22 protein-coding genes are annotated in these 23949 nt (G+C 71.7%); 10 read left to right on the forward strand and 12 right to left on the reverse strand.

The window, feature by feature from the left end:
• Positions 1–18: 18 nt before the first annotated feature.
• Complete coding sequence (locus tag ABD331_RS46385) at positions 19–354, reverse strand: hypothetical protein (protein WP_344490424.1); 336 nt, start codon at positions 352–354, stop codon at positions 19–21.
• A gap of 185 nt (positions 355–539) precedes the next feature.
• Between ABD331_RS46385 and ABD331_RS46390 the strand changes: the two genes are divergently transcribed.
• Complete coding sequence (locus ABD331_RS46390) at positions 540–1871, forward strand: esterase/lipase family protein (RefSeq protein WP_344490427.1); 1332 nt, start codon at positions 540–542, stop codon at positions 1869–1871.
• 133 nt (positions 1872–2004) lie between these two features.
• Here the strand turns inward: ABD331_RS46390 and ABD331_RS46395 are convergent, their stop codons facing one another.
• The 6 genes from ABD331_RS46395 to ABD331_RS46420 form a co-directional block, all read right to left on the reverse strand.
• Positions 2005–3390: a PLL family lectin gene (locus tag ABD331_RS46395; RefSeq protein WP_344490430.1), complete on the reverse strand. Its 1386-nt coding sequence runs from the start codon at positions 3388–3390 to the stop codon at positions 2005–2007.
• A gap of 97 nt (positions 3391–3487) precedes the next feature.
• Entirely contained in the window at positions 3488–5263 is a 1776-nt protein-coding gene (locus ABD331_RS46400; RefSeq protein WP_344490433.1) for a pectinesterase family protein, read from the reverse strand.
• The gene (locus ABD331_RS46405) at positions 5263–6549 is read right to left on the reverse strand and encodes an ABC transporter substrate-binding protein (RefSeq protein ID WP_344490436.1); all 1287 of its coding nucleotides are present in this window, start codon (positions 6547–6549) and stop codon (positions 5263–5265) included. Before ABD331_RS46405 ends, ABD331_RS46400 begins: the two co-directional genes overlap by 1 nt.
• Before the next feature lie 7 nt (positions 6550–6556).
• A complete protein-coding gene (locus ABD331_RS46410; protein WP_344490439.1) occupies positions 6557–7975 on the reverse strand; it encodes a glycoside hydrolase family 43 protein in 1419 nt (472 codons plus the stop codon).
• Positions 7972–8844 (reverse strand): carbohydrate ABC transporter permease, encoded by an 873-nt coding sequence (locus tag ABD331_RS46415; protein ID WP_344490442.1) that lies wholly within the window; start codon positions 8842–8844, stop codon positions 7972–7974. The genes ABD331_RS46410 and ABD331_RS46415 overlap by 4 nt, the downstream gene beginning before the upstream one ends.
• The gene (locus ABD331_RS46420) at positions 8841–9755 is read right to left on the reverse strand and encodes a carbohydrate ABC transporter permease (RefSeq protein ID WP_344490445.1); all 915 of its coding nucleotides are present in this window, start codon (positions 9753–9755) and stop codon (positions 8841–8843) included. The genes ABD331_RS46415 and ABD331_RS46420 overlap by 4 nt, the downstream gene beginning before the upstream one ends.
• 183 nt (positions 9756–9938) lie before the next feature.
• On the opposite strand from ABD331_RS46420, the gene ABD331_RS46425 reads away from it, so the two are divergent.
• Positions 9939–10946: a LacI family DNA-binding transcriptional regulator gene (locus ABD331_RS46425; protein ID WP_344490448.1), complete on the forward strand. Its 1008-nt coding sequence runs from the start codon at positions 9939–9941 to the stop codon at positions 10944–10946.
• Between the two features lie 253 nt (positions 10947–11199).
• Here the strand turns inward: ABD331_RS46425 and ABD331_RS46430 are convergent, their stop codons facing one another.
• Positions 11200–11652, reverse strand: coding sequence for a GNAT family N-acetyltransferase (locus ABD331_RS46430; RefSeq protein ID WP_344490452.1), 453 nt, complete (start codon positions 11650–11652; stop codon positions 11200–11202).
• Positions 11653–11700: 48 nt separating this feature from the next.
• Entirely contained in the window at positions 11701–12186 is a 486-nt protein-coding gene (locus tag ABD331_RS46435; RefSeq protein WP_344490455.1) for a hypothetical protein, read from the reverse strand.
• Positions 12187–12607: 421 nt separating this feature from the next.
• Between ABD331_RS46435 and ABD331_RS46440 the strand changes: the two genes are divergently transcribed.
• From ABD331_RS46440 to ABD331_RS46450, 3 genes are all read left to right on the forward strand, one after another.
• Positions 12608–13717 (forward strand): trypsin-like serine peptidase, encoded by a 1110-nt coding sequence (locus ABD331_RS46440; protein WP_344490458.1) that lies wholly within the window; start codon positions 12608–12610, stop codon positions 13715–13717.
• Between the two features lie 172 nt (positions 13718–13889).
• On the forward strand, positions 13890–14630 hold the full coding sequence (locus tag ABD331_RS46445) for a response regulator transcription factor (RefSeq protein ID WP_344490461.1): 741 nt from the start codon (positions 13890–13892) through the stop codon (positions 14628–14630).
• The gene (locus ABD331_RS46450; protein WP_344490464.1) at positions 14627–16174 is read left to right on the forward strand and encodes a sensor histidine kinase; all 1548 of its coding nucleotides are present in this window, start codon (positions 14627–14629) and stop codon (positions 16172–16174) included. The genes ABD331_RS46445 and ABD331_RS46450 overlap by 4 nt, the downstream gene beginning before the upstream one ends.
• Here ABD331_RS46450 and ABD331_RS46455 read toward each other — a convergent pair.
• Positions 16073–17575 carry a hypothetical protein gene (locus ABD331_RS46455; protein ID WP_344490467.1) on the reverse strand — a complete coding sequence of 501 codons (1503 nt, stop codon included), beginning with the start codon at positions 17573–17575 and terminating at the stop codon, positions 16073–16075. The two genes, ABD331_RS46450 and ABD331_RS46455, sit on opposite strands and share 102 nt — an antisense overlap.
• Positions 17572–18456 carry an ABC transporter ATP-binding protein gene (locus ABD331_RS46460; protein ID WP_344490470.1) on the reverse strand — a complete coding sequence of 295 codons (885 nt, stop codon included), beginning with the start codon at positions 18454–18456 and terminating at the stop codon, positions 17572–17574. The genes ABD331_RS46455 and ABD331_RS46460 overlap by 4 nt, the downstream gene beginning before the upstream one ends.
• A gap of 65 nt (positions 18457–18521) precedes the next feature.
• On the opposite strand from ABD331_RS46460, the gene ABD331_RS46465 reads away from it, so the two are divergent.
• Complete coding sequence (locus ABD331_RS46465; RefSeq protein WP_344490473.1) at positions 18522–19100, forward strand: TetR/AcrR family transcriptional regulator; 579 nt, start codon at positions 18522–18524, stop codon at positions 19098–19100.
• On the opposite strand, the gene ABD331_RS46470 is transcribed toward ABD331_RS46465, so the two are convergent.
• Positions 19090–20274: an MFS transporter gene (locus tag ABD331_RS46470; RefSeq protein WP_344490476.1), complete on the reverse strand. Its 1185-nt coding sequence runs from the start codon at positions 20272–20274 to the stop codon at positions 19090–19092. The genes ABD331_RS46465 and ABD331_RS46470 overlap by 11 nt on opposite strands.
• A gap of 68 nt (positions 20275–20342) precedes the next feature.
• Between ABD331_RS46470 and ABD331_RS46475 the strand changes: the two genes are divergently transcribed.
• From ABD331_RS46475 to ABD331_RS46490, 4 genes are all read left to right on the forward strand, one after another.
• Entirely contained in the window at positions 20343–21314 is a 972-nt protein-coding gene (locus ABD331_RS46475) for an ArsR/SmtB family transcription factor (protein ID WP_344490479.1), read from the forward strand.
• Between the two features lie 52 nt (positions 21315–21366).
• Positions 21367–21942: an NADPH-dependent FMN reductase gene (locus ABD331_RS46480; protein ID WP_344490482.1), complete on the forward strand. Its 576-nt coding sequence runs from the start codon at positions 21367–21369 to the stop codon at positions 21940–21942.
• A 16-nt stretch (positions 21943–21958) separates the two neighbouring features.
• A complete protein-coding gene (locus ABD331_RS46485; RefSeq protein ID WP_344490485.1) occupies positions 21959–22933 on the forward strand; it encodes an ATP-binding cassette domain-containing protein in 975 nt (324 codons plus the stop codon).
• Between the two features lie 64 nt (positions 22934–22997).
• A complete protein-coding gene (locus ABD331_RS46490; protein WP_344490488.1) occupies positions 22998–23828 on the forward strand; it encodes an ABC transporter permease in 831 nt (276 codons plus the stop codon).
• Positions 23829–23949: the final 121 nt, after the last annotated feature.

A 23949-nucleotide genomic window follows, 5' to 3' on the forward strand; every position in this document is an offset into this window, starting at 1 on the left:
CGTGACAGGAGTGAAACCTCACCCGAAGGCGGGCGGCCCCCCGTCCGAGCGGGATCGCCGCACCCCGGTCACGATCAGGTAGACGGCCGCGCCCAGCGCCACCAGGGCGGGCGGGACGGCCAGCGGCGGCCGGCCGGCGAGCAGCGCCAGCACGGCCAGCACCACGCCGGCGAGCAGCAGCAGCCCGGCCGTCAGCAGGCGCAGGCCGAGCCGGTTGGAGGGCGGCGGGTCCTCGTCCCACTCCCCGTGGCCCGCGCCGTGCACCCCCGGCACGCCGGTGTCGCTGACCCCGTTCGCGGCGGGCGGTTCCCGCAGCACGGGGGCGAAGAACTCGTCGTCGTCACGGTGTTTCATCGGCTCGCCTCCAGCTCGTCCGCTCCTTCTGCCCCGTGTCTGCGGGCTGTCACGCCTTTCGGCCCTGACCTGCGGAAACGCCACTTGAAAGCCACCACGTTTCGTTCGCCGGTAATTACAGAGAGTGACCGTATGGTGTGCTCAGTGGCCCCAGCGGCCCTCAGCAAGCGAGAGGATCATCGAGCATGGCGCAGGAACCCAGAATCGACGTCGAGACCAGGGCCTCGAACATCGAGAGCAGCCTGACCTCCGAGCAGGTCGAGCGGATCGCCGACGCGCTCGGGCAGCAGGGGGTCTGGTTCGCCACCCCGCCGGAGCGCGCGGGCGAGGCCCGTCCCGCCGACCAGGTCTGGGAGCTGGTCGGCGACCGTCCTTACCAGGGTCAGACGGCCACCGGCCGGGCAGCCGTGCACCTGGCCGACGGTCACGACGCCCTGACCAGGCCGCTGATCCTGGCCGACGGGTTCAGCTACGGCCCGAGCGACCTGGACGAGCTCTGGCGGCACTTCAACAAGCCGTACCAGGCGGGGGTGCCCGGCTTCCTCGACCAGCTCAGGGCCATGGGCATCGACGTGGTGCTGCTGGGCTTCGACCAGCGGCACATCGCGATCCAGGCCAACGCCACCGTGGCGGTCACCGCCGTGCTGCGCGCCATCGAGGAGCGGCGCGGCGACAACCCGCTGGTCGTGGGCGGGGTCAGCATGGGTGGCATCGTCACCCGGTACGCGCTGGCCCGCATGGAGAACGACCGGATCGACCACCAGACCGACAAGTTCTTCTCCTACGACTCGCCGCACCTCGGCGCCTGGATCCCGCTGGTGCTCCAGCAGCTCGCCTACCTGCACGAGTCGCTGGCCCCGCGCTCCGGCGGGCCGGGGCAGGCCGAGCTGATCCGCAGCCCCGCCGCGCAGCAACTCCTGTGGGGCTGGGTGGACAGCGCCGACTACTCGGGCCCGGTCACCGGCTCGCCGCTGCGCAAGGAGTTCCTGGAGGACCTGCGCAGGGTGGGCTGGTTCCCGATGCGCCCGTACAAGCTGGGGCTGGCCAACGGCACCGGCAACGGCGTGGGGCTCGACCTGCCGCCCGGCACTCCCGTCTTCGACCTGCAGCACGAGGCGCTGCAGCTCACGGCCCGCATCCAGCCGGACGGCGGCGAGCTGCAGAACATCGGCACCGTGCGCTTCGGCGCCCCGGTGTGGACGAGCGCCACCTCGCACGTGCGGGCGTTCGACGGCGCGCCCGGCGGCACGCTCGACTCGTGGGGCAGGCTCGCCGACGCGGTCGGGCTGCCGATCGAGGACCGCTTCAGGGCCGGCGCGTTCGTCCCGGCGGTCAGCGCCATCGCGCTGGCCAGGGACGCGTTCCAGTGGCAGTCCGACCTGTACCTGGACCTCAGCGACCTGCCGAAGGACGAGACGCTCCTGGACGCGTTCTGCTGCGACGCGACCAACACGGAGCACGGCTCGGTGTCCCGGCCGCTGATCGAGTGGTTCCTGGAGCAGCTCGCCGGTTGGTGATCGTACGCATGCCGGTTGGTGATCGTACGCATGGTCGCCGGTTGGTGATCGCACGGATGGTCGCCGGACGGTGATCGCACGCATGAAAGTGCCGGCTCGCGCGGACGCGAGCCGGCACTCGTCGTTCCGGCGTCTAGCGGATGCCCCGGTGCACGCACAGGAGCTGGTCGTGGGTGGCGTTCTTGTCGCGGTAGGCGACGATCGCCGGGGCCTCGGCGCTGTAGTGGTGCGGCAGCCGCTGGTCGGCGGTCCAGCCGGAGCCGTTGAAGCTGCTCCACCACAGGCTCTGGTCGGCGGCGCCGCGGTGCACGCAGTACAGCCGGTCCTTGTAGACGGTCAGGGCCGGGCCCTCGGTGGCGTGGTGGCCGGGCAGCTTCTGGTCGGGGCTCCAGGTGTGGCCGTCCCAGCGCGTCCACCACAGCGCCGTGTCGTTGCCCGCGCCGCGGTGCACGCAGTACAGGTGGCCGCGGTAGACGGCCAGGGCCGGGTTCGAGGCGCTGAGGTGCTGCGGCAGCCGCTCGTCGGGGCTCCAGGTGGAGCCGTCCCAGCGGGTCCACCACAGGGCCTGGTCGCTGCCCGCGCCGCGGTGCACGCAGAAGAGCTGGCCGTCGTAGGCCGCCAGCGCCGGAGCCGACTCGCTGAGGTGCTGCGGGAACTGCTGGTCGGAGCTCCAGTACGAGCCGTCCCAGCGCGCCCACCACAGCGAGGTGTCACCGCGGCTGCCGCGGTGCACGCAGTAGAGCCGCCCGTCGTAGGCCGCCAGCGCCGGGGCCGACTCGCTGAAGTGCCGGGGGAACGGCGCGTCGTCGCCCCAGCCCTCCTCGGCGTCGTAGCTGGTGAACCAGAGGCTGGAGTCGCCGTCGCCGCCGCGGTGGGCGAGGAAGAGCCGGTCCTGGAACTCGGCCAGGGCCGGGCCCGTGATGCTGAAGTGGTCGACGAACCGCTGGTCGGGGCTCCAGCCGTCGCCCGGCTCGTGCACCGTCCAGTACAGGCTGGTGTCGCCGCCGCTCTGGCGGGCCGGGATCAGCATGCCGGGCGCGGTCCACGGCGAGGCCAGCCTGACGCCGTACGGGCGGGCGATCGTGGCGATCCACTCGGCCTTGGCGCGTACGGTGCGCTCGATGACCGGCACCAGCCAGGAGCCGAGCACCGCGCCCGTGATCTCCCCGACGAGCTGCGGGATCTCGGCCGCGAGCAGCGCGGCCGACTCGTTGAGGTGGATCTCGTAGCCCCACCACCTGGCCACCGGCCAGACGTCCGCGCCCATGGTGCGCAGCTCGCGCTGGAGGGCGCGGACGCGCTCCTGCTCCTTGGAGGTGAGCTCGGCGATCTGCCGCTCGCTCTCCCTGCGGGCGTCCAGTGCTCCGGCGTCCTCCAGCAGCTCCGTCTCCACGGCCACGTCCACGGCCGCCGCGGCCACCGGGTCGTCCTGGGCGTGCAGCAGCGCGGCCTCCGTGTCGAGCACGCTCTCTTCCGTCCCGTTGGCCGCGATTTTCGCGGCCTGCGTCTCATCGGTCATTTCCAGCCCCCTGGCGTGATGGATGCACGAACTTCGCCATCGTAACCAGGAGTGCTGATACGGCTACTCTAGGTCTGGATTGTTCCGGGTAAAGACGCTACGGGCGCCACCCCGCCAGGTATCGCTCCACGGTGTGCCGGGCCGCCTGCCGGTCGGTGAGCTGCGGCCGGTCGGCCGTGACGGCCGCGCCGGGGCCGGTGTTGCGGTACTCGGCGAAGCGGCCCTCGCCCGCCCACGGGTCGTCCAGGACGTGCGCGCCGAGCCAGGCGTCGCGCACCACGGCCGCGCCCGAGCTGCCCAGGGAGACGGACTTGGCCGCGTCGCCCTCCAGCCGGCCGCCGTTGACCAGCACGGTGCCGCCGGCGAGCACATTGCCGGGGCCGGCCGACCTGAGCGTGCAGCCGTCCAGGACGGTCGTGCCCTGGCCGCGCACGATGTCCGCGTCGCCCTCGGCGTAGCAGTCGCGCAGGTAGGCGCGGCGGCCGTCGGCCTGGAGCACACCGGCGTCGCCGAGCAGCCTGGCCCCGTCGAAGGCGGTCCTGTCCCCCGCCAGGCGCGCGGCGGGGGCGGGTCCCGGGTTGACCGTCTCGTCGGTGGCGTTCTGCAGCGTGAGGTCCCGTACCGTGACGCCGTCGGCGAGCACGGCGAGGGTGGCGCTCTGGGCGGTGCCCCAGGTGCCGCCGTAGAACTTCGCCGCCCCGGCGGACAGGTCGTAGGTGATGACCACGTCCTCGGCATTGCCGGTCGCGCCCCTGATGGTCAGGTCGCGGCGGCCCGCCCAGACGCGCGGCATCTCGCGGTAGACGCCGGGCCCGACGGTGATCTCCGCGCCGCGCGGCGCCGCGCCCACCGCCGCCTGGACGCTGGCGAAGTCGCCGGTGCCGTCGAGCGCGACGGTGATGCGGCGCGGCGCCCGCCGCTCGGCGCCGGGCGGGCCCGCGCCCCGGCTGACGATGCCGGGCACCCTGTCGGCGGGGTCGAGGGTGTAGGCGTAGTAGGCGGACGGGTCGAACGCCGCGCCCGCGCTGTCTGAGCGGCCCGGCGAGTCGCGCAGCACGTTGCCCCGCTGCACAACCTGCGAGGCCGGGTCCTTGGCCACGATCGGGTCGGGCACGCCCTGGTAGTAGCTGTTCTCCACGACCAGCCTGCCGCCGCCGCGGATCATCGTCCCGTACATCGCGGTGTCCTGGACGTAGTTGTTGTACCAGTGCGCGGCCTCGGTGTTGTCGATGCTGGCGTTGCGCTGGTGGGTGCCGCGGATCCAGTTGTGGTGGAAGGTCACCTTGGTGACCACGTTGGTCGTCCAGCCGACGCCGACGGCCTTGTTGTGGTCGCTGAAGACGTTCCAGGAGACGGTGACGTAGTCGCTGTCCTTGCGGATGTCGAGCAGGCCGTCGCCGGTGCGGGTGAAGTGGTTGTGGTCGATCCAGACGTGGTGGGCGCCGTCCATCTGGACGCCGTCGTAGTCCTTGGTCTTGCCGTCCCAGTCGCCGGGCACGTACGAGTCGCGGATCGTCAGGTTGCGGATGATGACGTTGTGCACGCCGTTCAGGAAGAACCCGCCGTGCACGATCTCGGCGCCCGCGCCCTCGCCGACGATGCTCTTGTCGGAGGCGACGGCGATCTCCTTGCCGTACGGCTCCATCGTGATCGAGCCCCTGATCTTGATCACGTAGGGCTCGGGGGCGGTGGCGTACCGCTCCAGGTCGGCCAGGTTGTCCACGGTCACGCTCTGGCCCGCCGCGCCGCCGGTGGTGCCGTCCATGCCCAGGGCGTCGAGCCCGGCGAAGCCGTCGGCCCGCTGCCCGGCGTGTGCGGGTGCGGGCACCAGGAGGAGCCCCGCGACCAGGGCGAGGATCGCCGCCGCGCGCATCAGCCGTTCCTCTTCTTGTACGCGGCCTGCGCCTCGCTCAGCTTGGCCGCGAACTCGTCCAGAAAGGCCTTGGCGCTGGTCTGGCCCAGCAGCACCTTCTGGAACTGCGGCTCGGCCCAGGTCTTGGTGATCTGGTTGAACTCCGGCAGGTGGTAGGGCATCTGCACGACCTTGGTCGCCGGGTCGTTCAGCACCCGCTGCGCCTCGGTGATGTGCGCGGCGCCGGAGGCGGGCACGTCGGTGTTGGCCGGGATGACGCCGGTCTGCTCGGCGAGGTAGCCGCCCATCTCCTTGGCGGCGAGGAACTCGGCCAGCTTGGCCGCGGCGTCCTTGTGCTCACTCGCGGAGAAGACGGCGACGCCGCCGACCGGGTTCGACAGCACGGTCTGGGGGCCCTGGTCGGCCTTGGGCACGGAGAAGGAGCCCACCTTCTCGTCGCCGAGCGCCTTCTTGTGGTCCTGGTAGGAGCCCAGGTTGTGCTGCATGATGGCGATGCTGCCGGCGGTGTCGAACTGGGCGACCATCTTGACGTAGTCGTTCTGCAGGTCGCCCTCGGGGGTGTTCTTCTTGTACAGCGCCGCGTACTTCTCCAGCGCCGTCACGTTGCGCGGGTCGTTCAGCGTGGCCTGGCCCGCGGCGTCGAAGAACTCGGTGACGCCCGACTGGCCGTAGACGACCTCCAGCATCTGCGCGATGGAGCCGGCGCCGCCGCGGATGGTGAAGCCGAAGCGGTTCTTCTCGGGCTCGGTGAACTTGTCGACGACGGCGAAGAACTCCGACCAGGTCTTCGGCGCCTCCACCCCCGCCTCCTTGAACCAGTCCTTGCGGTACCAGAACGCGCCGGAGTTGGTGGAGATCGGGTAGATGTACATCTTCCCGTCGGGGACCACGTTCTTGACGGTGGTCAGCAGCGCCTCGTTGAACTTACCGTGCAGCGCGGGGTTCCTGGCGATGCGCTCGTCCACGGGTTCGAGCGCCTTCTGGGCCACCAGGCTGCCGAGCCCGGAGGTCGAGATGTCGGCCACGTCGGGGGTGCCGCCGCCGGCGATGGCGGTGTCGAGCTTCTGCGGCGCCTGCGCGATCGGCACGCCCACGTAGTTGACCTTGATACTGGGGTTGGCCTTCTCGAACTCGGCGATGGCGTGCTGCCAGACCGGCGTGCGGGCAGGCCCGGCGTTGGTGTCCCAGAAGGTGATCTCGGTCTTGCCGTCGGAGCCCGAGCCGGAGCCGCAACCGGCCAGGACGGCCACCAGCATGACGGCGGCCAGCGGCGCGTGTGGTCTCATGTGCCCACTACCTTTCGATGTCCACGGTGAACGCCTCGAAGATCGCTTCGCCGGTGCCGTCCCCCGCGGCGAAGAGGCCGAGCACGGCCCCCACCCATCGGCCCTGCGTGGCTTGGAAGGGAGCGCCGATCGGCCTGCCGCCGGCCAGGAAGGTGACCAGCGCGTTCTCGTCGATCCGCGCGCCGATCGTGACGGCGCCGTCCCCTTCGACCGGGACCGTCTCCAGGTCGCCGCACGTCAGCACGAGCTTGCCGTCGCCGGTGCGCTCCAATCCGACGAACGCGGCGGTGTCCCCGACCACGGCCAGGCCCGCGCGGCCCTCGCCCGCGAGCGTGAGCGTGGTGGTGACCGTGCAGGGCTCGCCAGGCAGCCGCTGGCCCAGCACGGACGGCCGCGCGCGCAGGTCGTCGGGCCCCGGCACGCAGGTCAGCCTGAGCGTGCCGTCCCGCAGCTCCCACGAGGAGGGCACGGGGTTGGCCTGCCAGCTCCACTGCAGCCCGAGCGCCGGCCCGGCGAAGTCGTCGGACGTCGCGGGCGCGGCCGGCTCGCCGCCCGGCACCGGCACCCGGTACTCGGCGACGGGCTCGCCGCCGTCGCCCATGACCGGCCAGCCGTCCTCGCCCCACGCCATCGGCTGCAGGTGCACGACCCGGCCGAACGGGCCGCGGTCCTGGAAGTGCATGAACCAGTGCTCGCCGGACGGGGTGTCCACCCAGCCGCCCTGGTGCGGTCCGTTGACGTCGGTGCCGCCCTGCTCCAGCACGATGCGGTCCTCGTACGGGCCGAAGACCGACTCGGCGCGGAACACCGACTGCCAGCCCTGCTCGACGCCCCCGGCCGGCGCGAAGATCCAGTAGGCGCCGTCGCGCTTGTACAGCTTGGGCCCCTCCAGCGTCCGGTAGCCCGGCAGCAGGTCGGCGTCGATGACCAGGGTGCCCTCGTCCAGCACCGCGCTGCCGTCGGGGGCCATGCGGTTGACGGTGAGCCGGTTGTTGACGCCCGCGCGGCTCTTGGCCCAGCCGTGCACCAGGTACGCCTGCCCGTCGTCGTCCCACAGCGGGCACGCGTCGATCAGCCCGAGCCCCGGCTTGACGACGTGCGGCTCGGTCCACGGGCCGCGCGGGTCCTCGGCGCTCACCCAGCAGACGCCGACGTCCGGATCGCCCCAGAAGATCCAGAAGCGGCCGTCGTGGTGGCGCAGCGAAGGCGCCCACACCCCGCAGCCGGGCCGCACGTCGTCGTGGCCCCTGGTGTACGCGTGGCCGATGATCGTCCAGTTCACCAGGTCGCGGGAGTGCAGGATCGGCAGCCCCGGCACCTTGGTGAAGGTGGAGACCGTCAGGTAGAAGTCGTCGCCGACGCGGATCACGTCGGGGTCGGACCAGTCGGCGTTGAGCACCGGGTTGCGGTAGGTCTGAGTGTTCATCCCTTCACCGCCCCGGCGGACATCCCCTGGACGAGGTAACGCTGGATGAAGGCGAAGACGAGGACGACGGGCAGTGCGGCGACGACGCCGCCGGCGGCGAGGGCGCCGAAGTCGACGCTGTTCTCGCCGAGGTTGTAGGCCAGGCCCACGGGCACGGTGAACTTCTCCTGGTCGTTGATGAACATGAGGGCGAAAAGGAAGTTGTTCCAGCTGTGGATGAAGGCGAACGAGCCGACCGCGACCAGCGCGGGCCGCAGCAGGGGCAGCACGATGGCCAGGAAGCCGCGCAGCCGGCCGCAGCCGTCCACCCAGGCGGCCTGCTCCAGCTCGTACGGGATGTTGCGGATGAAGCCGCTGATCAGGATGAGCGAGAGCGGGAGCTGGAAGACCGTCTCGGCGATGACGAGGCTCCACAGCGAGTTCGTCAGGCTGAGCGTGCGGAAGATCTCGAACAGCGGGATGATCATCAGGGCGCCGGGGATGAACTGCGTGCAGAGCATCCCGACCATGAACGCGCCCCTGCCGCGGAAGTGGTAACGGGCCAGCGCGTAGCCGCCGGCCAGCGCCACCACCGTGGTCGCGACCAGCGAGGCGACGCCGACCATCAGGCTGTTCCGGAAGAAGACGGCGAACCCCATCCCGTTCCAGACCGTGTCGAAGTGCTGGAGGGTGACCGGCCACGGGAAGATCGCCGTCGAGCCGGCCGGGCGGAAGGCGAAGACCAGCATCCAGTAGAACGGCACCAGCGTGAACAGCAGGTACAGGGCCAGCGGCAGGTAGATCTGCCAGCGCGGCACCCGGTTGCCCGGCGCGCTGCGCGGGCTCTGGCGTTGCGGGGCGGCCACGGGCCGTTCGGCGACCACGGTCATGACTTGGCTCCGAACTTGCTCAGGCGCAGGTAGGCGATCGAGAAGAAGGTCAGGATGAGGAACGCCACGGTGGTCAGCGCGGTGGCGTAGCCGAAGTCGTGCGACTGGGCGGCCAGCGAGGCCACGTACAGCGGCAGGGTGGTGGTCTGGTGGGCGGGGCCGCCGCCGGTCAGCGTGTAGAGCAGGTCGACGTTGTTGAACTCCCACACGCAGCGCAGCAGCGTGGACAGGATGATCGCGTCGCGCAGGTGCGGCAGCGTGATGTGGAAGAAGCGGCGCGTCCGGCCGGCGCCGTCCACGGAGGCGGCCTCGTACAGCTCCTTCGACACCGACTGCAGGTCGGCCAGGAGCAGGATCGCGAAGAACGGCACCCCGCGCCACAGCTCGGCCACCACCGCGGCCCAGAACACGGTGTCCGGGTTCGCCAGCGGGGCGGCGCCGTACTCCATGAGGCCCAGGTCGGCGAGGTAGCGCGAGACGCCGGTGAACGGGTTGTAGAGCAGCACCCAGATCGCGGTGGTGAGCACGCCGGAGACCGCCCACGGCGAGAAGACCAGCGCCCGCGAGATGGCCCGGCCGACGAAGCTCTCGTTGACGATCAGCGCGAGCGCCAGGCCCAGCAGGAACTGCAGCACGACCTCGACGGCCACCCACTTGAGACTGAAGCCGAGGCTCTGCCAGAAGATCGGGTCCTCGAACAGCAGCCTGCGGAAGTTCTCCAGCCCGGCGAAGCCGTTGTCCCAGGGCTGGGTCACGTTGTAGTGCTGCAGGCTGTAGTACAGGACGCTGAGCATCGGGTAGACGAGGAACCCGAGCATCGCCACGACCGACGGGGCGATCAGCCAGTACGGGGTCAGCGCGCCTGCTCGGCGGGATCGTGGGCGGGGCGGGGGCGCCGAGACGACGGCCACGTAACGGACTCCTTCGCGTGGTGCCGGTCTGCAATCGGTTGCAGGAAACGTTGCGTTAGCACGCGTGCAACGTCAATGGCATGCGAATCCGGCAGGAGTCACTATCAGGGCAAACGCCGAAATTTCGAAATTTTCGCTGGCATGGCCTGGCCTTATCCCCGCCCTTCGGAGCAGAGTGGGACCATGACGGCCCCCGACCCACCCGCCCCGCTACCCAAACTGGCGGTGATCGCCCGCGAGGCCGGGGTTTCGGTTGCAACCGTTTCCAAGGCGCTCAACGGCCGGTCCGACGTCTCCCAGCACACCAGACGCCTGGTCGCCGAGGTGCTGGAACGGCGCGGCTACCCGCGCCAGCGGGTGCGGCCCACGCGGGGCAGCATGGTCGACGTCATGCTGCAGGGCCTCGACTCGCCGTACGCGCTGGCCATCCTCGGCGGCGTCGAGGACGCGGCCTGGCGGCTCGGCGTGGATCTCATCGTCTCCGCCGTCGTCGGCCGCACCAAGAACGGCCAGCCCCCGCCGGCCTGGCTCGACCGGATCAGCGCCAGGGACAGCGCGGGCGTCCTGCTCGTACGCACCTCGCCGACCGCCACCCAGCGGGCCTGGCTGGCCGACCACGGCATCCCCGCCGTGGTCGTCGACCCGCGGCGCAAGCCGCCGCCCGGGCTCTCGGTCGTGGCCGCGTCCAACCGGGACGGCGCCCGCGAGGCCACCGCGCACCTCATCGCCCTCGGCCACACGCGCATCGCCATCATGACCGGGCGGCCCGGCGTGCCCTGCGCGATCGACCGGCTGGCCGGCTACCGGGAGGCGATGGCCGCGGCGGGGCTGGCGATCGACCCGCGGTGGGAGGTGTGCGGCTACTTCCAGCGCGACGCGGCGCTCACCGCCACCCGCGAACTGCTCGCCGCCGACCGGCCGACGGCCGTCTTCGCCTGCTCGGACGCGATGGCGGTCGGGGTCTACCAGGCGTTGAGCGAGCACGGGCTGCGGGTGCCCGACGACGTGAGCGTGGTCGGGTTCGACGACTCGTGGGCCGCGGCGCACGTCACGCCCGCGCTCACCACCGTCCGCCAGCCGTGGCCCGACCTGGGCTCCGTCGCGCTGACCGCACTGCTGACGGGTGAGGCGCCGCAGCGCGTGGAGCTGCCGACCACGCTGGTGATGCGCTCCAGCACCGCGGCGGCATAACCCTCACGGGCACGCCCGCCCGCACGGCAGGAACAGGCGCGCCGACCGCACGCCTGGGCACCGAGCCCACGCTCACCCGCCAACTGCGAATGCCTGGGCACCGGACCCACGCTCACCCGCCGCACGGGCGCGCCGAGCACGCGTGCACGCCGCCGGGCAGGCTCGCTCTGCCGGCCGTGCGAGCGCGTCGTGCAGGCGCGTCGTACGGGCGCGTCGTGGCGGAGGTGGCAGGGGACGGGCGGGTGGGTGAGCTTCACGGGCTCACGTAGTGGTGCATCAGGGCCGGCTCGCCGGCGGCGTTTAGCCAGCCGGCGCGGCTGCTGCCGACCCTGCGCCAGCCGGAACGCTCGTAGAACCTGATGGCGGCCAGCCCTTCCGAGGAGACCTCCAGCTTGAGAGGCAGCGGGGTGGCGGCCCGGACCGTGCTGAGGAGCCGCTCGGCCACGCCTCGCCCCCGGGCGGCGGGCGTGACGAACAGGCGGCTGACCTCCAGGTCCCGGGTGAGTGCCACGTGCCCGAGCACCACGCCCGCCTCGCCCGCCTCGACCGCCTCGACCGCCAGCCAGGCGCTGGTCATGCCGTCCGGGGTCAGCCAGGCGCCCGGGTCGTCCGGCCAGTGCACGGGGTAGCGGTCGGCGGCCTGGACCTCGGCGAGGGCCTCGACGCAGGCGGCCAGGTCGGCCGCGGTTCTGGTACGGATGTTCACGACCAGCAAGCGTAGAAGGCGGGCCGGACGGTCCCGCCCGCTACCGGACTACTTGCGGCGGTCGTCGCGACGGTCGTCACGGCGGTCGTCACGGCGGTCGTCACGCACCTGCTTCTTGGCGGCGACGACGGTGAAGGAGGCGGTGGCGGTCTTGTTGGCGACCTTGACGCTGACGGTCTTGCTGCCGGCGCGCGCCTTCGACGGGACGGTCAGCTCCTTGGTGGCGCGGCCACCCGAGAGGGAGACCTTGTAGGTCTTGCCCTCGGGGCTGGTGACGAGGGCGGTGCCGGAGGAGATGCCCTTGGCGTAGATCTTCACCTCGAAGGACGAGCCGGCGCGGACACGGCTCTGGTCGACGGCCACCTTGAGCGAGATCGCCTTGCGCTTTGCGTCCTTGTGCTCGTCCTTGCGCACCTGCTTGGCCGGGGCCGGGTGCGGCGCCTTGGCGGTGGCGGCAGGCTGCGGCCGGGCGCCGTCCGCGAGGGCGGAGCCGGCGAAGGGCAGGGCGATGAGGGCCGCGCTGGCGATGGTCACGGTGAAAGGCTTGGCGAAGCGCACTGGTAATGAATCCAATCCTGGAAGGACCTGGCCGGACCTCTGAATCCAGCCCCGAAGGTCATCCACGTCCAGCACTCTGCCGAGCGAACCTGAGAAAGGCCTGTCACGAGCTTATGAGTTGGATAAGCGCAGGTAGGAGGTCTAGTGATGTGCAACACATAGATTCTCTTATGCGATTCTCAGCTTTTTGCCGGATTCGCGTTCAGGATCGGCGCCCGCCTTGCGGAACACGTCCACAGGAATGATCTTTTCAAGATCACGGGGAGATCACGGCGGCCTGTGCGCGAGCTAAATCCGGACAAAAGGGACATAAAGGCACGGTCAAGAGGGATACGTTCCTGCCTCATAGACGCACCGAACGCTCAGCGCGTTCCCGCGACGAACAAGGAGAAATCCCTTGAAGATCAAGCACACCCTTGCTCCCATCGGTGGCGGGCTCGCCGCCGCCGCCCTGCTCGGCGCTTCCCTGTCCGGGTCCGCGCAGGCGACGGCCGACCCGCATTGGAAGTCCTCCGAGAGCGTGAGCGCGGCCAACGCCAAGGCGATCGCCCAGTTCTGGTTCGAGAACAACGGCGCCGCCCTTGAGGCCGCCACCTACGTCGAGGAGGACACGACCAAGGTCGACAAGCTCACCTCGACCGGCACCGCCACCACCGACACGAAGGCGGGCTCGGTGGCGCCGACCGGCACCACCACCTCGACCTCCAAGTCGAAGAACGTCAACCTGCCGAAGACCATCGGCAAGGTCTTCTTCGTCGACCAGGACGGCGAGAAGCACTGGTGCTCGGCCACGTCCATCCAGGGCAAGTACGCCAACCTGGTGGCCACCGCCGGCCACTGCGTGTACGACACCGCCAACGACGAGCAGCTCATGGACAACTGGGTCTTCGTGCCCGGCTACTACCAGGGCAAGGCCCCGTGGGGCATCTACGTCGGCAAGCAGGCGTTCGTGCACTACGACTACAGCGTCTACGAGGACTACGACCGTGACTACGGCTTCGTCTCCGTCTACAACGGCGTGACGATCTCGAAGTCCACCGACACCGACTCCAGGAAGCACCGCGGCTCGATCGAGGTCGAGGACGCGGGCCGCCTGGGCGACAACGTGGGCGGCCAGGGCATCTCCTGGAACCAGCCGCTCAAGAAGGCGCACTACGTCTTCGGCTACCCGCAGGCCGCGCACCCCGACGGCAACAAGCCGTTCACGGGTGTCACGCCGAAGTGGTGCTACGGCACGACCACGGCCAAGACCGTGGGCTCGGCCGCCAAGAAGATCGAGGAGCACGTCGGCCTGAAGTGCTCCATGACCGCCGGCGCGGACGGCGGCCCGTGGCTGCTCAAGTACAGCAGCGCCAAGCGGACCGGCTACCTCAACGGCGTGACCAGCAGCTTCTACGACCAGGACGAGAACGACCGGGTGGACTACATCAGCTCGCCGTACTTCGACGGCGAGACCTACAGCGTCTACACCGCCGCCTCGGCCGTCTGGTCCGGGAAGCTCGTGTAACAACCAAGGGAAGGGGGATGGGCTCTGGGTAGCTCTGACTGCGTCTTAAAGGGATAGGAAGGGCCCGGCCACGTGCCGGGTCCTTCCGCGCTGCGGGCGCGGGCGCGGCTCACAGAGTTTTCACAGGCAACCCTTCATCAAACACTCATGCAGGGACGCCATCGTCACGACTATGCACACGACCAGCGCGAACTTCCAGTCCGAGCCCGTGCGCCGAGCCGACGGCAGCTCGATCAACATCCTCGTCGTCGATGACGAGCCGTCCTTGACGGAGCTCCTGTCCATGGTCATGCGCCAGGAGTCCTGGGACGTGCGCTGCGCGCACAACGGCGGCGAGGCCATCAGGGCGGCGCGCGGCTTCCGTCCCGACGCGATCGTCCTGGACATCATGCTGCCCGACATGGACGGGATCGAGCTGCTGCCCCGGCTGCGCGCCGTGCTGCCCGGTGTGCCGGTCCTGTTCCTGACCGCGAAGGACTCCGTGCAGGACCGGCTGATCGGCTTGCGCGCGGGCGCCGACGACTACGTCACCAAGCCGTTCAGCCTGGAGGAGGTCGTCATCAGGCTGCGCGGCCTGCTGCGCCGCTCGGGCGCCGCGCAGACGCGGCCCGACGCCGGGCTCGTGGTCGGCGACCTCACGCTGGACCAGGAGACGCACGAGGTGCAGCGGGCCGGCAAGCTGATCCGGCTCACGCCGACCGAGTTCGAGCTGCTGCGCTTCCTCATGCACAACCCCGGCCGGGTGCTCAGCAAGGCGCAGATACTCGACCGGGTGTGGGCCTACGACTTCGGCGGCCAGAGCAACGTGGTCGAGCTGTACATCTCCTACCTGCGACGCAAGATCGACGCCCAGCGCAAGCCGATGATCCACACCGTGCGCGGGGTGGGGTACACGCTCCGACCGGCCGTATGACGATGTCGCTCGAGACCAAGCTGGTGGTCTCCTCGATCGCGCTGCTGGCCGTCGTCTCGACCGTCATCGCCACCGTGACGACCCTGTTCTTCAACGCCTTCCTCACCGACCGGCTCGACCTCCAGGTGTACTCCGCCGCCCACCGCTCCGCGCGGACCGCCGGGCCGAGCAACCCGCCGCCCGAGGCCAGGGAGGTCACCTTCCTGCTGACGCCGGGGCAGGCCATGGAGACGTTCGGCGCGCGCGTGCGGCTGGGCGTGATCCAGCGGGCCGCCGTGCTCACCGACCCGGGAACCGTGCAGGACGTGCCCGCACCGCCCGCCGTGGCCACCGTGACCGGCGAGCCCGTGACCGTCAACCTGGGCCCGCTGGGCGACTACCGGATGGTCGGCGCGCAGACCAGGACCGGGGACACGCTGGTCGTCGGGCTGCCCCTCACCGGCATGCGCACCACGCTGACCAGGCTCATCGTCGTCGAGGCCGCGGTGACGCTGGCGGGCGTGGCGCTGATGGCCATCGCGTGCACGCTGCTCGTCCGCCACGCCGTACGGCCGCTCGGCCGGCTCGCCGCCACCGCCACCCGCGTGTCCGAGCTGCCCCTGGCCACCGGCGACGCCGTCCGGCTGTCGCGCGTGCCCGAGGTGGACACCGACCCGCGCACCGAGGTCGGGCAGGTCGGCGGCGCGCTCAACCGGATGCTCGGGCACGTCGAGACGGCCTTCGCGGTGCGGCGCGAGAGCGAGACGCGGCTGCGGCAGTTCATCGCGGACGCCAGCCACGAACTGCGCACCCCGCTCGCCTCGATCGTCGGCTACGCGCAACTGACCCAGCGCAGCGGCGAGCCGCACGGCCCGCAGACCGCCCACGCGCTGGGCCGCATCGGCTCCGAGGCGGGCCGGATGACCACGCTGGTGGAGGACCTGCTGCTGCTCGCCAGGCTGGACGCGGGCCGGCCGCTGGACCGGCTGGAGCTGGACCTGTCGCCGATCGTGGTCAACGCCATCAGCGACGCGTACGCCGCCGCGCCCCGGCACCGCTGGCTCGTCAGCCTGCCCGACCAGCCCGCCCTGGTCGTCGGCGACGCCGACCGCCTGCACCAGGTCGTGACGAACCTGCTGGCCAACGCCCGCACCCACACCCCGCCCGGCACCACCGTGACGACGACCGTGCTGATGACGGCCGACCAGGTGAGCGTGCGGGTGGCCGACGACGGGCCCGGCATCCCGGCGCACCTGTTGCCGCACGTCTTCGGCCGGTTCGCGCGCGGCGACGGGTCGCGCTCCCGGCTGGCCGGGGGCAGCGGGCTCGGCCTGGCCATCGTGTCGGCGGTCGCGGCGGCGCACGACGGGCGGGTCGAGGTGACCAGCACGCCGGGCGACACCGTCTTCACGCTGCACCTGCCCGCCTCACGGGAGCAGGGCTTGTCCGGCGAAAGCGGCGCCTCACGCGAGCAGGTCCCTTCTGGCGAAGGCGGCGCTTCCGGTGGTCACGAGCCCGGCCGCGGCCAGGGCATAACCGGCGGGAGCCAGGAAACCGGGCGATAGCGAGGGGTGGCCGTAGCCGAACGGGGTGAGCAGGAACGCCGTCGTGCCGATCGTCCCCGCCTCCCACATCGCCACACACACGGCCGACCCCACCAGCACGGCCCAGGCCAGGGGGACGGCGGCGCGGGGGCGCAGGCCGTACGAGGCGATCGCGACACCCGCCACGGCCCAGGCGGCGGGCACGAAGACCAGCGCCGTGCCGACCTGAGTAAGGACTGTGTCGGACAGACCTGTGCCGAGCGCGTGGCCCGCACCCGTGCCCACCCCGACGACCAGCAGCATGGCGGCGGGCGCGGCCAGCCCGAGCACCAGGTGCCCGCCCAACCAGCGCGTCCTGCCGGTGGCGGTGGCCAGCACGGCCGACGCCCTCCCCCGGCTCTCCTCGCCCAGCGGCCGAAGCGCCCCCGTCACGGCCAGGCACGCGACGACCATGCAGAACACGTACGTGAAGATCTCCAGCAGCGTCTCGCCCGTGAGCGTCCCGACCTCGAACGAGGCCGACACCCACCCGACCCCCACCGACGCCATCCCGAGCGCGGCCGTCCACGACGCCGTCTGCCCGCCGTACAGCCGCCACGCCAGCCCGGCCGCGCCGCGCGGAGCGGGCCTCGCGGGCGCCGGTCGCTCGGGCAGCAGCCCCGCGCCGAGCTCGCGGCGACCGCAGACGACGTACGCCACCAGGGTGAGCACGAGAGCGACCGCCAGCGGCACCAGCAGCACCCACCACCGCTCGTCCCCGTAGGCCCGCGCCACCCGAGGCCACCCCGCGGGCAGGTAGGCCACCGCCTCCTCAGGCAGGATGACCCCCGGCACGAGCCCCGCCACCAGGACGCCCACGCCGCCGGCCCGCGCGAGCGGCGCGCTCTGGCAGAGCTGCGCGGCCAGCAGCCCGCACGCGGCGAACGCGGTCGAGCCCGCCCCGCCCACCAGCCCGAACAGCAGGGACCCGTCGGCCGGGTAGCCGAAGGCGAGGCCCAGCACGGCGGCCTGCAGCCCGGCGACGGCGAGGTTTACGGCGGCGATCACGGCCACGACGGCGGTGATGGCGGCGTACCGGCCGACCGCGCCGGCGGCGACGAGTTCCCTGCGGCCCGTGTCCTCCTCGGCGCGGGTGTGCCTGATGGCGAACAGCAGCCCGGCGAGCCCGCCGATGAGCAGGCTCTGCACGCTCGACCGCCAGGCGACCACGGCCTCGATCGAGGTGCCGTGCACGGGGCCGAGCAGCGCGAGCGTGATCGGGTTGGCGTCGGCGGCGTCGATGAAGGCGATCCGTGCCGCCTGCGTGGGCAGGAGGGCGGCCAGGGAGTAGGCGTTGAAGGCGGGCACCCCGACGGCCACCGCGATCCACGCCGCGATCAGCAGCCGGTCGCGGCGCAGGATGAGATGGGTGATCGTCTTCATGAGGTGACGGTCTCGCGGTAGTGCCGCAGGAACAGCTCCTCCAGGGTGGCCGGCCGCGCGGTGATGTCCAGCAGCCCGTACGCGGTCAGCCGGGTCAGCGCCGCACCGGCCCGCCCGCTGTCCACCCGGAAACTCACCTCGCTCCCGCGGATCTCCAGCCCGTGCACGCCCTCCAGCCGTTCCGGCGGCCGTTCCAGCCGGGCGGTGATCGAGGTCCAGGTGAGATGCCGCAGCTCGGCCAGGGTGCCCGACTCGACGACGCGGCCCCGCCTGACGATGCTCACCCGGTCGCACAGCGCCTCCACCTCGGCCAGCACGTGGCTGGACAGCAGAATCGCGGTCCCCTCGGCGCGCCGCTCGGCCAGGCAGCGGCGGAACTCGTCCTCCATGAGCGGGTCGAGGCCGGAGGTGGGCTCGTCCAGCAGGAGCAGCTCGGCGCGGGCCGCCAGCGCGGCGATGAGCGCCACCTTCTGCCGGTTGCCCTTGGAGTAGGTGCGGGCCCGCTGGCCGGGGTTCAGGGCGAACCGTTCGATCAGCTCGTCGCGGCGTCGCGTGTCCGTGTGGCCGTGCAGCCGTCCGAGCAGGTCGATGGTCTCGCCGCCGCTCAGCTCGTCCCACAGGGTGACGTCGCCGGGGACATAGGCCAGGCGGCGGTGCAGGCGTACGGCGTCGTGCCAGGGGTGCCCGCCCAGCAGCCGCACCTCGCCGGCGTCGGCCCGCAGCATGCCCAGCAGGACGCGGAGCGTGGTCGTCTTCCCGGCGCCGTTGGGGCCGAGGAAGCCGTGGATCTCTCCGGCGGCGACCCTCAGGTCGAGGCCGTCCAGGGCCCGGGTCCGCCCGTACGACTTCACCAGGCCGGTCACCGAGATGACAGCATCCATGGCTCGCACGCTACGGAAAACTTGCAGTCCTGTAAATATGCAGTGGGTGCAATATTATAGGGCTCATGTCGTTGCGCGAGCGGAAGAAGCAGCAGACCCGGCAGGCGCTCATGGACGCCGCCGGGCGGCTGTTCGACGAGCAGGGGTACGAGGCCACGACCGTCGACCAGATCGCGGCGGCGGCCGGGGTGTCCCCACGCACGTTCTTCACCTACTTCCGGCACAAGGCGGACGTGCTGCACACCCACAGCGAGGAGCGGGTGGACGTCGGCGTCGCGGCCGTCCTCGCCGGACGGCCGGGCGAGAACCCGGCCGAGCTGCTGGCCAGGGCGTTCGACGAGATGCTGGCGGAGAGCTGGACGCTGGGGCTCGCGCCGGGGCTGGTCGGGGAGGCGTACGAGCTGCCGATCTTCTCGCCCCGGGCGTCGCTCGACCGCTCGAACCGGCGGATGGAGCGGCTGGCCGGCGCGCTCGTCAGCGCCTGCGGGATCGAGCGGATGACCGCGTTCGCGATGGTGGGGGCGGCGATCGGCGCGGTGAGCGGGACGGCGGCCGTCTCGATGAGCGAGGGCAGGCCCGACGAGGAGACGCTCGCGCTCACCTCCCGCGCCTGCCGCCAGGCCCTCGCGGGCTTCACCCCCTGACGGCTTCCGGCTGCCGTTCGTCGTGCCTGCCCAGCGCCGCGAGGGTCAGCGTCACGGCGACCGACAGGGCGGCCAGCGCCGTCATCGCCGCCGCCGATGAGACGAGCTGGGCCACCGCCCCGGCGAGGGCCGCGCACAGGCCCTGCACACTGGTCATGCCGACGCCGTGCAACCCGAGAGCCTGCCCGGCCAGCTCGTCAGGGGTGCGCGCCATCAGGCGTTCCTGCAGCACCAGCCCCGCCCCGAACCCGACGGACGCGACAGCCACGGTCACCGCCGACACCACCGTCCCCGGCTCCAGCACGAAGATCAGGTACGGCGTCGCCAGCAGCAGCCGCAGCGGGACCGCGAGCCGGGGCCGCACCGCGGGCGGCACCAGTCGTCCCACCACCACGTCACCCGCGAACATGCCCAGCGCCGCGCACGCGAACAACGTCCCGGCAGACCCGGGAGCGTAGGAGACGTAGAGCGACTCGCAGCCCACCACCAGCCCGTTCGGCACCCACAGACCCAGGTACGTCAGCCGCCGGGAGCGCGACGACCACAGCAGCGCGTTGGTGCGCCAGGTCGCCGACACGGACGGCCGCCCGGAGGCGCGCGGCGGGCGGGCCGTCAGGCCGAGGCGGGTGGCGAGGGCCGCCGCCACGTACAGCGCCGCCGCCAGGAGCAGGCACGTCCCCGGGGTCAGCAGCGTCAGCAGCGCGCCGCCCGCCGCGAAACCCGCCACCTGCATCAGGCCCCACAACATGTTGAACACCGACCGGCCCAGGACGTAGCCGTCCTTCGGCAGGATCTCGGTCAGCAACCCCGACCGCACCCCGACGCCCAGCGACGCGACCAGCCCCTGCCCCACGACGACGGCGAAGACGCCCGCCACCGGCAGGCCCGGCAGGGCGAGCAGCGCCGTACCGGCCGCGAAGGCCAGCGAGAGGCCGGAGAGTATCGCGCGCGGCGGCAGGCGGTCGGCGGCCGAGAGCAGGAACGTGGCCCCGGCGAGCTGCGCGACCTGCGGCCCGAACATGCTCAACGCCGACAGGAGCGGGGAGTCCGTGGCCTGGAAGACCAGCGTGCCGAGAGCGAGGGCGCCGATCGTCTGGGCCGCGGCGAAGGCGGCGTACGAGAGGAGGAAGGGGGCGTATTCCGGCGTGCGGAACAGGGCTCGGTAGCTGCGCATGCGGAGGAGTCTCGGCGCGGCCAGGGGGTCGTGTTTACTGTTTCGCCGGGATGCGAAAGGTCGTGTGCATGGGTTTGTGGCAGATCGACACCGACACCCTCGCCCGCAGCCGGTTCGTGCTCTCGCCGTTCGCCGAGACCTTCGCGAGCCTGAAACTGCTGCACACGGGGGCCGGCGCCCATCCGGGCGAGGAGGCCTGGCTGCGCGCGCACCTGCCCGGCTACCGCGCCCGCCTCGCCGCCGACCCGGTGGCCGGGCCGCTCGTGCGGGCGGCGCTGGGCGTGTCCTGGATCGCCGACTTCTTCTGCCCCACCTCGTGCGAGGGCGAGAGCTTCGCGGAGACCGTGGCCCGGGTGCGGGCGACCGGGGCCGGGCAGGCGCGCGACAATCTGCGCGTGTCCCTGCGCGGCCCGCTGCCCGCCGCGCTGGAGCGCGACGACCTGCCGGAACGGGCGACCGCGCTGCTGACCTGGGTCTGGGAGGAGACCGTGCGGCCCTACTGGGAGCGGCGGCGGCGCATCCTGGAGGCCGACGTGGTCGCGCGCACCGCGCGGGTGAGCCAGGGCGGCTGGGCGGCCGTGCTCGACTCGCTGCGCCCCGGGACGCGCTGGATCGGGGAGAGCCGGTTCCAGGTCAACGCGCACGCGGTCCCGCCGAGGGAGATCGCCGCCGGGGCCGAGCTGCTGTTCATGCCGGTGACGCCGCGGGCCGGATGGGTGTCGTGGGAGGGACGCGAGCGGTACGCCGTCGTCTACCCGTGCCTCGGGGTGCTCGCCGAGGACCACGACCGCCGTCCCGTCCCCGCCGGGCTCGGCGCGCTCGTCGGCGCCGCGCGGGCCGGGCTGCTGGTGCTGCTGGCGACCCCCATGAGCACCACCCACCTGGTCGCCGTGACCGGCCAGAAGCTCGGCTCGGTGGGCCGCCACCTGCGCGTGCTGCTGGACGCGGGGCTGGTCGAGCGGCGGCGGGCCGGCCGGTCCGTCCTGTACGTGCGGACGGCGGCGGGCGAGGTGCTCGTCCAGGCGTCGCGGGCCCGCTAGATCCGATCTAGCGGCCCGTCTAGCGCCTCCTCCATGAGAGGGGGTGACACCAATGACGGCCGACGAACCGCTCAACGTCACGGTGATCATCGGCAGCACCCGGGAGGGCCGCGTCTGCGACACGGTCGGCGCCTGGATCGCCGAGCGGGCGCGGCTACGCGACGACCTCGCCGTCGAGGTGCTCGACCTGGCCGCGTACGCCTTCCCGCCCTGCTACCCGGAGCGGGCCACGCCGGCCATGCGGCGGTTCACCGCCACCGTGTCCGGCGCGGACGCGTTCGTCGTGGTGACCCCCGAGTACAACCGCAGCTTCCCCGCCTCGCTCAAGCAGGCGATCGACTTCGCCTACGACGAGTGGCAGGCCAAGCCGGTCGGCGTCGTCGCCTACGGCTCGGGCTCGCGCGGCCACCACACCGTCGAGCAGCTCCGCACCGTCTTCACCGCCCTGCACGCCGTGACCATGCGCGACTGGGTCGGGCTCGACCTGCTGAGCGCCGGCATCGGCGAACGCTGCCGCCCTCTCGACACCGACGACCGCCTGCGCGCCGTCGCCGCCATGCTCGACCAGCTCGCCTGGTGGGGCCGCGCGCTGCGCGAGGGGCGGCGCGCCCAGCCTTACGTCTCGTGAAGTGAAGGGATCACCCATGCCAGAACTGGCCATCCAGACCGCAGGCCTGGTCAAGGTCTTCGGCGACACGCGCGCCGTGGACGGCCTCGACCTGTCCGTGCCGGCCGGCGCCGTCTACGGTGTGCTCGGGCCCAACGGCGCGGGCAAGACGACCGCCGTCCGGATGCTCGCCACGCTGCTGCGGCCCGACGGCGGCGAGGCGACCGTGTTCGGGCACGACGTGGTGCGCGAGGCCGACGCCGTACGCTCCCGCGTCAGCCTGACCGGCCAGTACGCCTCCGTGGACGAGGAGATGACCGGCTCAGAGAACCTGATCCTGCTGGCCCGCCTCCTCGGCCACCGCAAACCCGCCGCGCGGCAGCGGGCGGCCGAGCTGCTGGAGGCGTTCGGGCTGACGGACGCGGCGGGGCGGCAGGTCAAGACGTACTCGGGGGGCATGCGGCGGCGCATCGACATCGCGGCCAGCATCCTCAACACCCCCGACCTGCTCTTCCTCGACGAACCCACCACCGGCCTCGACCCGCGCAGCCGCAACCAGGTCTGGGACATCGTCCGCGTCGTCGTCGCCCACGGCACCACCGTCCTGCTGACCACGCAGTACCTGGAGGAGGCCGACCGGCTCGCGCAGCGCATCGCCGTCATCGACCACGGCAGGCTCATCGCCGAGGGCACGCCGGGCGAGCTGAAGTCGTCGGTCGGCTCCGGCTCGATCCACGTCCGCCTCCGCGACGCCGCCGACCGCCCGGAAGCCTCCCGGTTGCTCACCGAGGAGCTGGACACGCCCGTCTACCTGGAGTCCGACCCGGTGGCGCTGACCGCCCGCGTCAACGGCACCGGCGACGAGGCCGCGCAGGCCGCCCGCGCGCTGGGCAGGCTCGCCGCCGCGGGCGTCGTCGTCGACGACTTCTCCCTCGGCCAGCCCAGCCTGGACGAGGTCTTCCTCGCCCTCACCGACCACCCCGCCACCACCGCCGCCGAGGAGGCCGCGTGACCACCACCTACTCCCCCGCCACCACCACCGCCACCGTCACCGTCACCGTCACCGAGGAGGCAGCGTGACCACCACCGCCGACTACGTTCCCGCCACCGAGACCCTGGCCACGGTCCTCGCGCCCACCACCCGGCCGCCCCGGCCCAGCGCCTGGTCGGCGTCGATGACGTTCGGCTGGCGGGCCATGCTGAAAATCAAGCACGTGCCCGAGCAGCTCTTCGACGTCACCGCGTTCCCGATCATGATGACGCTGATGTTCACGTACCTCTTCGGCGGCGCCCTCGCCGGCTCACCCACCGAATACCTGCAGTTCCTGCTGCCGGGCATCATGGTGACGAGCGTCGTGATGATCACCATGTACACCGGCGTGGAGGTCAACAAGGACATCGAGAAGGGCGTCTTCGACCGTTTCCGCACCCTGCCCATCTGGCGCCCGTCCACCATGGTCGGCTACCTGCTGGGCGACGTCCTGCGCTACTTCATGGCCTCCACGGTCATCCTGCTGATCGGCCTGCTGCTCGGCTTCCGCCCCCAGGGCGGCCTCGCCGGGGTGGCGCTCGGGATCGGGCTGCTGCTGGTGTTCTCGTTCGCGTTCTCGTGGGTGTGGACGATGTTCGGGCTGCTGATGCGCAACGAGAAGTCCGTCATGGGCGTCAGCATGCTCGTGATGATGCCGCTGACCTTCCTGAGCAACGTGTACGTGGACCCGTCCACCATGCCGGGCTGGCTTCAGGTCTTCGTCAACGCCAGCCCGATCTCGCATCTGGTCAGCTCGGTGCGGTCGTTGATGGGCGGGGTGCCGGACATGGGGGAGATCGCTTGGGTGCTGGGGTCGTCCGTGGTGCTGGTGGTGGTGTTCGGGACGTTGACGATGCGGCTGTACAACCGGAAGTAGGGTGGTCGGCCGGCTCAGGAGCGAGCGTTGGAGAGCCCACTGCCTGGGGCGCCAGGACCGCCCGGTACGCGATATGGCCACCCCCGGCACCCTCCATGATCTCCCAGCCGGGGAGGCCGCA

Origin of the sequence: Nonomuraea monospora (genome assembly GCF_039531895.1) — a bacterium.
Classification (GTDB): Bacteria; Actinomycetota; Actinomycetes; order Streptosporangiales; family Streptosporangiaceae; genus Nonomuraea; species Nonomuraea monospora.

Excerpts from the sequence above, each read along its gene's own strand:
- ABD331_RS46470 (WP_344490476.1), bottom strand. The coding sequence starts at position 20,274 with ATGCGCAGCTACCGAGCCCTGTTCCGCACGCCGGAATACGCCCCCTTC.
- ABD331_RS46460 (WP_344490470.1), bottom strand. The coding sequence starts at position 18,456 with ATGGATGCTGTCATCTCGGTGACCGGCCTGGTGAAGTCGTACGGGCGG.
- ABD331_RS46445 (WP_344490461.1), top strand. The coding sequence starts at position 13,890 with ATGCACACGACCAGCGCGAACTTCCAGTCCGAGCCCGTGCGCCGAGCC.
- ABD331_RS46390 (WP_344490427.1), top strand. The coding sequence starts at position 540 with ATGGCGCAGGAACCCAGAATCGACGTCGAGACCAGGGCCTCGAACATC.
- ABD331_RS46450 (WP_344490464.1), top strand. The coding sequence starts at position 14,627 with ATGACGATGTCGCTCGAGACCAAGCTGGTGGTCTCCTCGATCGCGCTG.
- ABD331_RS46410 (WP_344490439.1), bottom strand. The coding sequence starts at position 7,975 with ATGAACACTCAGACCTACCGCAACCCGGTGCTCAACGCCGACTGGTCC.
- ABD331_RS46480 (WP_344490482.1), top strand. The coding sequence starts at position 21,367 with ATGACGGCCGACGAACCGCTCAACGTCACGGTGATCATCGGCAGCACC.
- ABD331_RS46475 (WP_344490479.1), top strand. The coding sequence starts at position 20,343 with ATGGGTTTGTGGCAGATCGACACCGACACCCTCGCCCGCAGCCGGTTC.
- ABD331_RS46385 (WP_344490424.1), bottom strand. The coding sequence starts at position 354 with ATGAAACACCGTGACGACGACGAGTTCTTCGCCCCCGTGCTGCGGGAA.
- ABD331_RS46415 (WP_344490442.1), bottom strand. The coding sequence starts at position 8,844 with ATGACCGTGGTCGCCGAACGGCCCGTGGCCGCCCCGCAACGCCAGAGC.
- ABD331_RS46405 (WP_344490436.1), bottom strand. The coding sequence starts at position 6,549 with ATGAGACCACACGCGCCGCTGGCCGCCGTCATGCTGGTGGCCGTCCTG.
- ABD331_RS46465 (WP_344490473.1), top strand. The coding sequence starts at position 18,522 with ATGTCGTTGCGCGAGCGGAAGAAGCAGCAGACCCGGCAGGCGCTCATG.
- ABD331_RS46485 (WP_344490485.1), top strand. The coding sequence starts at position 21,959 with ATGCCAGAACTGGCCATCCAGACCGCAGGCCTGGTCAAGGTCTTCGGC.
- ABD331_RS46400 (WP_344490433.1), bottom strand. The coding sequence starts at position 5,263 with ATGCGCGCGGCGGCGATCCTCGCCCTGGTCGCGGGGCTCCTCCTGGTG.
- ABD331_RS46425 (WP_344490448.1), top strand. The coding sequence starts at position 9,939 with ATGACGGCCCCCGACCCACCCGCCCCGCTACCCAAACTGGCGGTGATC.
- ABD331_RS46455 (WP_344490467.1), bottom strand. The coding sequence starts at position 17,575 with ATGAAGACGATCACCCATCTCATCCTGCGCCGCGACCGGCTGCTGATC.
- ABD331_RS46395 (WP_344490430.1), bottom strand. The coding sequence starts at position 3,390 with ATGACCGATGAGACGCAGGCCGCGAAAATCGCGGCCAACGGGACGGAA.